This window comes from Rhizobium viscosum (genome assembly GCF_014873945.1).
Taxonomy (GTDB): domain Bacteria; phylum Pseudomonadota; class Alphaproteobacteria; order Rhizobiales; family Rhizobiaceae; genus Rhizobium; species Rhizobium viscosum.
Genome location: NZ_JADBEC010000002.1, coordinates 1,026,060 through 1,037,966 on the forward strand (window position 1 = coordinate 1,026,060; position 11,907 = coordinate 1,037,966).

At 57.3% G+C, this 11,907-nt stretch carries 8 protein-coding genes; 2 read left to right on the forward strand and 6 right to left on the reverse strand.

Going from position 1 to position 11,907, the window contains the following annotated elements:
- Nucleotides 1–155 precede the first annotated feature (155 nt).
- Nucleotides 156–1,610, forward strand: a complete 1,455-nt coding sequence (locus tag H4W29_RS25585) for an ATP-binding protein (protein ID WP_246517456.1) — start codon at nucleotides 156–158, stop codon at nucleotides 1,608–1,610.
- Between the two features lie 321 nt (nucleotides 1,611–1,931).
- Here H4W29_RS25585 and H4W29_RS25590 read toward each other — a convergent pair whose 3' ends face one another.
- Nucleotides 1,932–3,035: an FAD-dependent oxidoreductase gene (locus H4W29_RS25590; protein ID WP_192731644.1), complete on the reverse strand. Its 1,104-nt coding sequence runs from the start codon at nucleotides 3,033–3,035 to the stop codon at nucleotides 1,932–1,934.
- A 64-nt stretch (nucleotides 3,036–3,099) separates the two neighbouring features.
- On the opposite strand from H4W29_RS25590, the gene H4W29_RS25595 reads away from it, so the two are divergent.
- Entirely contained in the window at nucleotides 3,100–4,647 is a 1,548-nt protein-coding gene (locus H4W29_RS25595; RefSeq protein ID WP_246517458.1) for an MFS transporter, read from the forward strand.
- Between the two features lie 27 nt (nucleotides 4,648–4,674).
- On the opposite strand, the gene H4W29_RS25600 is transcribed toward H4W29_RS25595, so the two are convergent.
- From H4W29_RS25600 to H4W29_RS25620, 5 genes are all read right to left on the reverse strand, one after another.
- Entirely contained in the window at nucleotides 4,675–7,260 is a 2,586-nt protein-coding gene (locus H4W29_RS25600) for a two-component system VirA-like sensor kinase (protein ID WP_312872499.1), read from the reverse strand.
- Nucleotides 7,169–8,182 (reverse strand): cytochrome-c peroxidase, encoded by a 1,014-nt coding sequence (locus H4W29_RS25605; RefSeq protein WP_210332367.1) that lies wholly within the window; start codon nucleotides 8,180–8,182, stop codon nucleotides 7,169–7,171. The genes H4W29_RS25600 and H4W29_RS25605 overlap by 92 nt, the downstream gene beginning before the upstream one ends.
- A gap of 29 nt (nucleotides 8,183–8,211) precedes the next feature.
- On the reverse strand, nucleotides 8,212–8,934 hold the full coding sequence (locus tag H4W29_RS25610; RefSeq protein WP_192731646.1) for a response regulator: 723 nt from the start codon (nucleotides 8,932–8,934) through the stop codon (nucleotides 8,212–8,214).
- 349 nt (nucleotides 8,935–9,283) lie between these two features.
- Complete coding sequence (locus tag H4W29_RS25615) at nucleotides 9,284–10,885, reverse strand: GMC family oxidoreductase (RefSeq protein WP_192732792.1); 1,602 nt, start codon at nucleotides 10,883–10,885, stop codon at nucleotides 9,284–9,286.
- Nucleotides 10,886–11,054: 169 nt separating this feature from the next.
- Nucleotides 11,055–11,642, reverse strand: a complete 588-nt coding sequence (locus H4W29_RS25620; RefSeq protein WP_192732793.1) for a Urease operon accessory protein — start codon at nucleotides 11,640–11,642, stop codon at nucleotides 11,055–11,057.
- Nucleotides 11,643–11,907: the final 265 nt, after the last annotated feature.

Sequence of the window (11,907 nt, forward strand, 5' to 3'; positions counted from 1 at the left end):
AGGGGGTTACGATAGGTCTTCTCGTCGGTCGCTTCGAAAGTGCTTGGCGCTCCGGTGTGAAGACATATTTGAGGTAGGGCCTCGCACCAGGGATCGACACTAGACGGCAATTCACTTGCCACTAGACTTTGGTCTAGGTTGTCGCAACGGGTTGATTGTCGACGGACCGATACTTTGCTGCCGCAAGAATTCTGCGGCGTACTTCATTACAGACGAAACATATTTCCAGAGATCTGAAACGATGCTGCGGTTTTGCAGCAGCACTTCTTCCCATGACTTGGCCTCGGCTTCCACGTCGGAGGACGGGCAAGCCTCCCGTCCTTTTTGTCAGCAAGTGCATTGAGGAGAAACCGATGACCAAACGATTTCGTTCTTCTCCGACCAAGATTTCCATCGACGCCGCAGGGCGCGTACCGCCAAGAACCTTGCGCGGGCGGCTGCTGATCATCCTGTCCGTCGGTCTCGTTTTTGCTCATGGCGGTCTGGCCGTCGGCCTCTACAACGAGGTGTTGCACCCAGCCCAGCCTGACGAAGCCGGGCAACAAGGGTTTGCCGCGCCGACTGAACTTGCAACGCTCGATGATCGGCAGACGCCGCTACAGGTCATACGGGAAGAGGTAAGGGCTGATGGGCGGGAGATGCTGGAGAGCAGCGGCTCAGATGCTGGTTCGCCCCTTTTGCCCGAGATCTTGCCCCCTCTAAAGATCCCCATCGTCGGTGAGACCGGACGCCAGACCATGGCACCGGCGATGGCAATGATTGGAAGTCATGTTGTCTTCCTGCTGGTGTCTGCAGGCATGTTCGCCTACGCCGTCAGAAAGTCGATCCGACCGCTGACCCAGATCACTGCGGCAGTGGAGGCGCTCGATCCAAATCGGCCGGGCGAACCGTTGAAAGAGGGCGGGCCTATTGAGGTTGCCGCGGTGGCGAAAGCCTTCAACGCCATGCGACACCGAATTTCGCAACAGTTAGACGAGCGCATACAGGTTCTCTCGGCATTCTCCCACGATATGCAGACCCCGATTACCCGGATGCGACTGCGCGCTGAACTGGCAAGCGATTTTCCGGAAAAGGAAAAGCTCCTGAGGGATCTGGATGAGACTGAGCGGCTGGTCCGCGAAGGCATCGCCTATGCCAGGAATGCGCATGCGAATGAAGAGGGCTTTGCACTTGTCGATTTCCGATCATTCATCGAATGCCTCGTCCTTGATTATCAGGACACTGGCCGGACTGTCTCCATCGCCAATTCCGTTACCGGCCCGATCGTAACCAAGCCGCGGGCCTTGAAACGCAGCCTGTCGAACTTCATTGATAACGCGCTAAAATTCGCGGGAGCCGCCGAGGTCAGCGCCATCCGTTCACATGGCGATGAGATCATAATTGCCGTAATGGACCGGGGGCCGGGGATCGCCGACGAACTGCTGGAGGCTGTAAAGAAACCCTTCGTGCGGGGCGGCCAGATTGCCAGCGAGGGAATTCCCGGTAGTGGTCTCGGTCTGGCGATCGCTCAACAGCTTGCCGCGACATTCGGAGCGAGCCTCAATCTGCGAAACAGGCCGGACGGCGGCCTGATCGCAGAATTGGTGATAGCGCCACCTGTGGACTGTTAGGCCCCCTGCGACGCGTGTTTTCGTCGGTTTGAATGTTGGGGTCGCGCCATGAAATCCGCCCTCATCATGCATTGATGGCGATGGGCGCAAGCAATGTTGTTCCGGGCGCGATAAGGGCACGGCTCGTGGCGGCGTTACTGCAGATCCCGAGGATCGGTTCACTCCATTGTGACCTGCCATATATGTTTGATGATCGCGGTCGCGTCTTTCGACGCTCCAGTTGCTGGAGCGTCGGCCAGAAAGGCGACGCTGCGCAGTGCGACACGGCCGACGACAAAATACCCCTCACGGCTTTTGCGGAGCCGCTGTCGGGCGATCGATCTAAAGGCTCTGTGCCAGGCGCCGGTAGGACCGCGCGTAGAGTGCGTCTCCGAAGTTACGAAGCACCAGATTTCGGACAATGTCTGCAGCGCCTCTCAGCTTGTCGCGCGCATGACATTGCTGCTGGACCCATTCGACACGCCCCTTCCGCCGCTTGTAGAACTCCTCCAGGGCTTGCTCGATTTGACCATTCTGAGCGAGGCAGGCAGCAAGTACAATGGCATCCTCAAGTGCCATGGCCGCGCCTTGAGCCATGCTTGGCGAACAGGCATGCGCAGCGTCGCCGACCAGCACAAGCCCATGGTCAATGAAACGACCGGCTGGGATCTCTTCAAGCCTTGCGGTGTGGGCGATGACCTTATCGTCAAGAGCAGCAATGATCGGCCCCAACGGATCGCCAAAGTCGGCAAAGCGTGCCTGGAGAACACCAATCGATCCATCGCCGAACTGTGCTACCGGACAGTCGGCATAGACATAGAGCTCGGAGCGGCTCAGAGGTATTGCAAGGAGCGTATGTCCTTTTCCCAGCATAGCCGTCCAGGCGTCCACCTGATTGTGGTTTTCGACCACCAAACGCCAGCACGACATGTTGAGGGCGCGCGGTGTCCTCCCGCCAAAACCGAACTCTCGCACAGCCGAACGAATGCCGTCGGCGCCAATGACGAGGTCGTATTCGTCGACGCTGCCATCGCTGAAGTGCACTTCTCTGATGCCATCCCGCAACCGGACCGCTGTGACAGAGATGCCGTAGGACACTTTCGTCGTGGTCATCGACGCCTGGAGCGCATCGATTAGCTTGTGCCGAGGCAATGCGAGGCAGGGACCGCAGTCACCCCAGACCGTCTGGGTGGCAACATCATTGATGACGACACCGCGTGACGTCAAAATTCTCTGTGCGTCGATCGGAAAGGCGACATCAAAGACGTCCCCCAATACCCCAAGCATTGCCAGGGCGCGTGATGCATTGCCCAAAAGAAAGATTCCCTGACCGGTCGTTGGGGAGATACTGCGCCGCTCGACGATGTCGACCTCAAATCCTTTCAACTCAAGCGCTCTTGCCGTAGCCAGTCCGGCAATACCGGCCCCGACGATCAGAATCTTCATGACTGGGTTCCCACTGTCGCGCGGCCAGAATGGCCACTTTGCGATACGCCTAGGTTAGGATGAAATGTTGCGCCGTCGCTTCAAAAACCTGCCTTGGTATTTCATCTGTAGCCAACTGCGACGTTCGGCACACACTCAAGGGGAATTGGCAGTCGTATGGTGCGGTTCTTTCATCTGTAACCGTATTTCACTTTCTCCGCAGGTACCATCGACGTTAGGAGCCTATACGCTCTATCAAGGCCCAGTTGGCGTCGCATCGAAATTGACCCGTTCAGAACAAACCGAAGCCGACATGCAATCGAATTGGCATTCGACCGGTCCCTCGAGGCGGCGAGACGTGTTGCGGATGCTTTGTCTTGCGTCCGCTGGCGGCGCTCTGGAATTCTATGACTTTGTCATTTTCGTTTTTCTTGCCGAGGCGATCAGCGTGCTTTTCTTTCCGCCTGATATGCCACCATGGCTGGCGATGATACAAACCTACGGCATATTCGCGTCCGGCTATATTTTCCGGCCGCTCGGAGGAATAGTGCTTGCCCATTTCGGCGACATGTTTGGCCGCAAGCGCGTCTTTGCATTCTCAATTCTGTTGATGGCCGGCGCAACGCTCGCGGTCGGGCTTTTGCCGACCTATCAGAGCGCCGGGATTGCCGCACCCATATTGCTGGTCGTCCTGCGCATATTCCAGGGTATAGCGATCGGCGGGGAAGTGCCCGGCGCCTGGACATTTGCGGCCGAACACGTTTCCTCCCGACGTGTGGGCTTTGCATGCGGCCTGGTGTGCGCCGGGCTTGGTGTTGGTATTTTCCTGGGCGCATCCCTTACGGCACTGACGACGATGGTTCTGCCGCCTGCCGACATGTTGAGTTACGGATGGCGCCTACCTTTCATTCTCGGTGGTATCTTCGGCCTCATCGGGATGCAGCTTCGCCGCATGTTGCATGAAACGCCGGCATTTGTGGCTCTGAGAGCAAAAAAACAACTCGTTCCCGAATTGCCTTTGGCCGTGGTGGTGAAAACCTATCGGCGGAGCATTGTTATTTCTGTACTTTGCACCTGGATCCTGTCGGCAAGTGTCGTGATGCTGACGCTGATGGTTCCAACGATCCTGGAAGGATCTCACCATGTCGACCATCAAGCTGCACTGATCGCGACCACCATCAGCGCGATGTCCCTTGTGGTCGGGGTGGTTTCAGGCGGACTGCTTTTCGATCGGATTGGCGCAGCACGATTTTTCATGGTCGGAGGCCTTTTTTTGGCCATCGGCGGCTTTGCTTTCTACAATATTTCTACGTCGGCCCCAGCCGAGGTCTTTCTTTCGAGCGCCATCATCGGCTTTTCGGGGCTTAGCGCCGTTGGAGCAGCCGTTGTCATGGTCTCATGCTTTCCGCCATCGGTGCGTTTTTCGGGCGTATCTTTCTCCTACAATATTTCCTACGCATTTTTTGGTGGCCTGACACCGGTAACGCTCGCCACATTCCTAACGATCTGGTCGCTTTCGCATGTGGTTTACCTCCTGTTCGTCAGCGCACTCACGATGGGCCTGGGTGTTTACTTCTTGGTTCGGCCCGAGTCCTTGACCGACCGGCAGCCAGTCTCGAGCGCTCAAAGTTAAAATACTTTTCCCCGGAAACCTGACCGGCTATCGGGGAACCGCGGCGCGCGATTGCTTGTTCCCAATCAATTCGAAGAGCGTAGCGGCGAGGCGGTTGGAGCTGATGGGTTTTCGCAACATTGATATGTCGGCAAAAACGCGATGATCGACACCGGTATGCTCGGGCTCAACGATAAACACCGTGGTGGTCTGCCCGAATTCACCGGCTATATGTCGCAGATCCGGCATGGCTTGCCATAAATCAAGGTCGAGAAGGATCAGGTCGGGCGCGCGCCCGCTTTCCGACAGCCAGTCCTTGAGCGCTGAGAGGCTCTCAAAGCCAACAGGTTCATATCCGAGCGCGGCAATCTTTTCCTCGTACATCAGACGCAGATTATGATCGGCCTGGCCAAGTAGAACCATTTCACCGTTGCCAAGCGGAACCGTCCTCTCATTGAAAAATTGCTCCAAAGGAACGGGTGCTGCAGCGCTCACGGGGAAATAGAGGTTGAAGGTCGTGCCTTCGCCCTGCCGACTTTCCACGTCGATCCTACCGTCCATCGCGGTAACAAGGCCGTGGACAGCGGCCAGACCGAGGCCCGTTCCGCCTCGATTCAATCGAGTCGTGAAGAAAGGCTCGAAGATGTGCGGGAAAAGGCCTGGTGCGATACCGGTTCCATTGTCTGTCAGACCGACAAGGACATAGCGCCCGGCGGTAAGATTGCCGTGCGAAAGGGCAATGTCGGCAGAGAACTCTGCCACCTGCGCCGAAATTTGAATTCTTCCATTTTCACCAGTTGCCTGTGCGGCGTTCGTGCAGAGGTTCATTATGACCTGCTGAAGCTCAATCGGATTGCCGGCGACCGCCGGCATGTTCGGCGCAATAGTGCTCGATAGCTGGATAGTGTCCGGAATCGACATTTTCACGAGCGGCACAATGTCGTCGATGGCTTCCTCGACGTCGAAGGGCCTGCTTACCCTCTCCCGCTTCCGGCTGAAAGTGAGAATTTGATCGACGACATGTTTGGCGCGCAGGCCGCTCGAGACAATCTCCTGAATATATTGGCGCGTACGTGACTGTGCCTGGTTGAGCTCCAGCGCCATTTCTCCATAACCCATGATCGCGCTGAGCGCGTTGTTGAACTCGTGCGCAATGCCGCCGGCGAGCGTGCCGACTGCTTCCAACCGTTGCGCATGCTCAAGGCGGCTCTCTAGCTCCTGCCTTTCCTTACGCTCGCGCTTTCCCCTCAAACTATGTGAGAGTGCGACGATTGCTTGCCCGAGCAATCTTATTTCGTCGCTACCCGGTTTCTTGCGAATTTCGGCATGTTCGAGGAAGAGCAATCCGACTTTTCCGGCGTCTATGCTCGTCGCAACGACTGAACCGGCGCTCAGCGAGCCTTCGGGAAGTGCCTGCATCTCGGAGCGCTGCAGATTTTGGTAAAAGAAGCGATCCCAGTGAAGCTTCTCCGCCATGGTCGAAGCCGATATCTGGTCGGAAAATCGGGCGGTAAGACCGGCCAAGGTCGGCGCCTCCACGTTTCCGAAGCTCTCAACAACCGATCGAGAACCCGTGTCGACGACGACGAAGGCATATCGGCTTGCATCAAAAAACTCCGCCACGATGACAAGCGAGTCCATGACAGCATTCGCGACCGTGTCGAAATCATCGCTGAACCGCTGCTTGATATCCGCTGTCAGATTTTCGAGATCAAGCTGCTGAGTCAAACGATTGGTCTGACTGCGCAATCGGTATACGAGGATCGCTACGTAGATGCATAGCAGAACGGAGATCGATCCCAGCAAGATCCTGCTCCAGGCGGAGCGAACGCTGATGACGCCAAAGGCATCGAGATAATGCTTCTGCAGGAGTTGCGCCTCCACCGGCGTTTGCGATGCCTGGATCGAGGCGATGGTACCATCGACCGCCGGCAGCGTCGCGAGGATCATACGGGTATGCGCGACGTAGGTTCTGACTTCGGCGCTTTTTGCGGCATCGGAGCGAAGTATGGCGCCAAGTTGGTCCTGGATCGAACGGGCCAGCCGCTCGTCGGGGTCAGCTTCAAAGCGCATCATCAGATTGCCGAGGTCGATCGACCGCCCCAGCGCCTGTTGGACCGCTGGATCATCGCTGGCATGCAGTTCGCTGAGCAATTGGTTTGCTATCGTAAGAGAGTTCTGCAGGATCGCGTTGTCGGTTTTGAACCGCTCGACCAATGCCTCGTCCCGGTCGATCGACTGGGCGAGCGCGGTCAATTCCCGATCGAGATCGGAGATATTCTCGACACCGCTTTCCGGGAAGGTCGCCCTCAGCCTGTTGAGCGCAGCATGAAGGTTGACGATCGATTCGACCAACGGATCATAATTCCTGAGCAGCCCTGCTCTTGCCCGCAGCACGTCGCGCTGCAACGAAGCATGATTGACATCGATCGCCCTCAATGCCGTGAGTATCGCCTCGTGCGTGTCTCGTGACGGAACGCGCCCGATTGCCAGCAGAGCGAAGCAGAATGCGCCGATGACGAGTACGGCGATACGCCATAATTCAATCGTTGCTCGACGCTGGGGCCGGTTGGAGCTTGTGTCCATTGTACTCGCCCGTAAGAGTGCCCAGGAAGGCCACCAGGGACTCGACATCGCGCTGATTAAGCGTGCGCCCCAGCTGGCTGCGAGCCATGATTTCGACTGCATCCGATAGTGAAGAGACGCTGCCATTATGGAAATAGGGTGCAGTGACGGCAACGTTGCGCAGGCTTGGGACGCGGAACACGCCTTTATCTGCATCAACCCCAGTCAGTGTGTAGCGCCCGAGATCTCCGTCATTGTCGGGATCGATCGAGGGCGGAGGAGCAAAGACCCCAAATTTCTGAAACATGTTTCCACCGACGTTCGACCCCTGGTGGCAGGATGCGCATCCAAGGTCTTTGAAGAGACGGTATCCTTCCAGCTCCTTCTCCGACAGAGCGTCGAGATCCCCGGCAAGGTATCTGTCAAACGGCGCGTTGGGCGTTGTCAAGGACCGCTGAAAGGTCGCGATGGCATCAAGCAAATCCTCACGCTGCACAGGACGCCCATAAAGGCTCTGAAAGCTGGCTGAATATGCCGGATTTTGGCGTAGCCGCGCGAGCAGATCCGGCCAGTTTGCGGCCATGAGATTTTCGTCGAGCAATATTCGTTCGTTCTGATCCTCCAGTGACGTGAAATCTCCTCTCCAGCCGAGCCGATAGTTATTTCCGACGTTGAAAATCGTCGGCGCGTTGAATCGGTGAACGCGCCCCTTGTAGCCGACCGTTCGCCTGACGTTAATGGTTCCACCGGCGGTCAGGTCGTGGCAACTCACGCAGGCAAGCTTGTTCATGCCCGACAAGATAGGGTCGGAAAACAGTAAGCCGCCAAGCGCAACCTTCGCGGCATCAAGGCCATAAGGCACAGTCAGTGGGGCGAGCGGCTCACGGGGATTGGGATTGCGATCGATCGCGTAAACCGCTTCAACGCCAAAGGAGAGACCGAGAGCAATCACCGCAAGAACAGCCTGACGGTTTCGCCAGGTTGCCCACATGCGGAACCTGGCGCTCCGTCGTGCACTGATCACTTGGCTCGCCTGCGCGCTTCAACAACAACGTCTGCATCGAACATGTAGCCGGCGCCGCGTTCGGTACGTATCAGCTTTGGCGTCGAGGCATCGTCCTCCAGCTTGCGTCTGAGCCGCAGAATAAGCACATCGATACTGCGATCGAAAATCTCCTCGTCATGCACCCTGCTTGCCGACAGAAGCTGCTCGCGAGACAGAACTTGGCGGGGCATATCGAGAAACGCCGTGAGCAAATTGAATTCACCGGCCGTCAGCTTGACCTCGCTTTCCTCGTTCGAGATCAATTGCCGTCTTTTGACGTTCAGGGTCCACTTGTCGAAGTAATAGATCTTGCGATCCTTGCGATCGCTCGCGACCGGGCGAACGCGCAATGCTGCTCTTACGCGGGCCAGAAATTCCCGAAGGCCGAAAGGTTTGGTGATGTAATCGCAGGCGCCGAGCTCTAGCCCGACCACCTTGTCGGTTTCGTCGAGCCGGTCTCCGCTGATAATAATGATTGGCGCGTCCGACTTGCCGGATAACGTCCGAACGATTTCCAGCCCATCCTCGTGGCCGAGGTTGAGATCGACAATAACGAGATCCACCGTTTCGGCCTGTAGCACCTGGCCGAGCTGATGACTGTCCTTCACGCCGGTGACACGAAAGGCGTGTTGCGAGAAATAGTCTATCAGAAGGCCACGAAGCTTACTGTCATCATCGACGACAAGAATGTGTTTCACGTTGTAACCCCCGGACACCACTCGAATGAATTCGGCCTAGCTTCGCGTATTGCTCCACGAGATTTCAAATGCATTACAGCCGGCGCGGCTTTGTTACAATTGAAACGCTGGCTGTCTGCAAGCGCGTGCGAGACCCAGTTTGCACCGCCGCAACGGAATCGCGGTCAACCGCGGTTCTCCGTTTCCTTGCATGGGCAAGCAAATCCGGCTGGCATTGCTGCCAAAGCAAACGCGTCCTCGCGCCCCTTACCGGCCAGCTGAGCGTCCAAAAAAATTGTGGCCCGCTCTATCGGCCCCGACAATTCCGATCGGCATTGCCGGCCGACGGAATTGCCGGTCTCATGACCCCTCAGAGCGGGGTTTCGATGGCTGCCGGGGTCGCGACGGTCCCGGATATTTCCTTCAGCAATATCTGCGCGGCCCGCTCGCCGACGACGACGCAGGGTGCCATTGTGTTTCCTGTCGGAATGCGAGGGAATACCGATCCGTCGGCGATCATAAGATTGTCGATGCCGTAGACTTTGAGCTTTGCATCCACGACGGACCATTCATCCCGCCCCATCTTGGCCGTGCAGGTCTGGTGCCAAAAAGGAACGGCGCTCTGCCTTATGAATAGGTCGAGGTCGTTCTTGTAGGGGCTCCCGGGAAAGGCCTCACGTTTTGTCAGCTCCTTCAACGGCGCCTGGGCACCGATTTCCCGGCTGAGTTCGACCGCTGCCCGTGCTGTCGCCATATCTCTCGGATCCGACAGAGCATTAAGTTGCAGTACGACATCATCGCGTGGATCAGCACTGCGCAGTCTGACCCTGCCTCGGCTGTGCGGCTGCGCCAATCCTGCCACCAGTGACCAGGCATTTGGGGGAACGGAATGCTGTTGTGCAAGTTCGGCACTGCAGATCGGGAATTCGCCTTGGCACATCAGCACATCCGGCGAAGCGCTGTCGGAATGAACCGATGCGTAGATTGTCGCTTCGCTGCCATTGCCCCGCGCTGGCTGAGGCTCGTAATACTCAAAAATGCTCGGGAAACAAAGGTGATCCTGCAGGTTCTCGCCGACCCCGGGAAGATGTTGAACGACCGGAATTCCGAGCCGCTTCAGTTCGATCTCGTTGCCGATGCCGGATTGCATAAGTATACGCGGCGTATTGATCGATCCGGTGGACAGCACGATTTGCTGCGACGCTGTGAAGCGCTGCGGTACACCGTCGAGCAGAACCTCGACGGCGACCGCTCGTCCGGATTCAATGACGACGCGCTGCACGACTGCGCCGGTGAGCAAGGTCAGATTGTCGCGACCGAACACCGGCCGCAGATAAGAATCGAAAATGGTTACCCGCTCCAGCCCATCGGCTCTCACGTCCGAGATTGCACAACCGCTCTTTGCCTCCATCATGTATCCGTTGGGATTTCGGAATTCGGGGATCCCGACAGACGTTGCGGCAGCCACCAAGGCTGGCGCAATCGGATGAGGCCGCGCCGGCTGAAAAACCGCGACGGGACCGCCTTTTCCACGTGCCATATCCGGAGTGCCGCGGTAATCCTCGATTGTGCCGTAGAGCTTCAAAATTGCCTCGTAACCCCATCCGGCATCCCCCGTTTCGCTGGCGAAGAAATCCCAATCGTGGCGATGACCTCGCGCCCAGATCATCGCATTGATGCTGGAGCTGCCACCCACGACCTTGCCCATCGACATCAGCAGCGATCTGCCGTCCAGACCCGCCTGCGGTTCGGAATGGAACGCCCAATCGTGTGGGCCGCCGATATTTTCGGGCCATCGCGTGGCGGTTTCGATCGTTTCTGAATAGGTTATCCATCCGCATTCAAGCAGTAGGACGTTGAGATCTGGATTGTCGGACAGACGACGAGCAACGATCGAACCAGATGTCCCGGAACCACAAACGATAACATCGAAGGAATTGGCCAGCGTTTTTGGGATAGATGCGTCAGGCATTGTGTGTTGTCTCCGTGGAAATGGCGTTTGCACCGGCACCATTGGAAGCTCCCTGCGCGAATTTTGCGCTGGTTACCTCTGGGCGCCGGTGACCGATATTGCGAAACCAGGTGTCTGCCCGGTTATCGATCAGGGGATTGCGGTTACATCTGCAAGGATAGAGTGCCGGCTAAAGCCTGCGCAGCTTGCCCAACGTCACGTAGTCATCGACGAGCCGCCGTTCGGCGGCGAATGGGTGATATTCCCATCCTTCATGTCCAAATCCGACGATGGTAACCGTTGCATTGGGATATCTGTCCAGCACGCTGGCGATCACGATGATGCCGCTGCTCGGGACGACATAAGGTGCGGGATGGTAGAGCTGCAGCACGTCATCGACCCAATCGTGGGTTCGCTCATCGATGACGAAGCAGCGCTTGCCGTTTTCCAGGCAGAAGGCATTGAACGCCTGCGTGCCGTCGTCGCAGAAATCGTCTAGTTCTGGATGGAGCACCGCAATGAGAGGTTTCATCGCCGCAAATTTCTTGGGATCACGCACACACCAGATCTCCCCCGCCTGAGCGACAGCGGGATGTGATCGCCAGACGTTCGAGCCCAGCATCGATTTGGCTGGCCGACCGGTGTTGCAAACAGCAACGACGTCGGTGCGCAGGCCACTGGCGCCGCTGGAGCGGCAGTCATTGAACCGGACAACCAGATCCGCGGACTCGATAACAGGCGCGTAGCGGCAATCTACGGCGCCATTCCCTACGATCATAATGCGGGTCATGTGAAATTCCTCGATTGGATGGCTCCATCCGCGAAGAGACCGCAGCCCAATGAGGCAGCATATCGTCGGGGCGGAGCGGGCAATGGATGGCTAACCGGTCCGCGCCGGCCTCCAGGAGAGGTCGCAAAGCTTGGTTCGGGTCATGAACGCTTCATTGCAAAATCAGAGGAAATCATTGTGTTCGTAACATCACGATGAGCAGACCCGGATCACGGAAATCAATTATTACGATCGTAAGACGATTGGCCTGAGA

Coding starts and splice junctions, on each gene's coding strand:
- H4W29_RS25595 (WP_246517458.1), top strand. CDS start 3,100: ATGTTGCGCCGTCGCTTCAAAAACCTGCCTTGGTATTTCATCTGTAGC.
- H4W29_RS25600 (WP_312872499.1), bottom strand. CDS start 7,260: ATGTCGAGTCCCTGGTGGCCTTCCTGGGCACTCTTACGGGCGAGTACA.
- H4W29_RS25590 (WP_192731644.1), bottom strand. CDS start 3,035: ATGAAGATTCTGATCGTCGGGGCCGGTATTGCCGGACTGGCTACGGCA.
- H4W29_RS25605 (WP_210332367.1), bottom strand. CDS start 8,182: ATGTGGGCAACCTGGCGAAACCGTCAGGCTGTTCTTGCGGTGATTGCT.
- H4W29_RS25615 (WP_192732792.1), bottom strand. CDS start 10,885: ATGCCTGACGCATCTATCCCAAAAACGCTGGCCAATTCCTTCGATGTT.
- H4W29_RS25620 (WP_192732793.1), bottom strand. CDS start 11,642: ATGATCGTAGGGAATGGCGCCGTAGATTGCCGCTACGCGCCTGTTATC.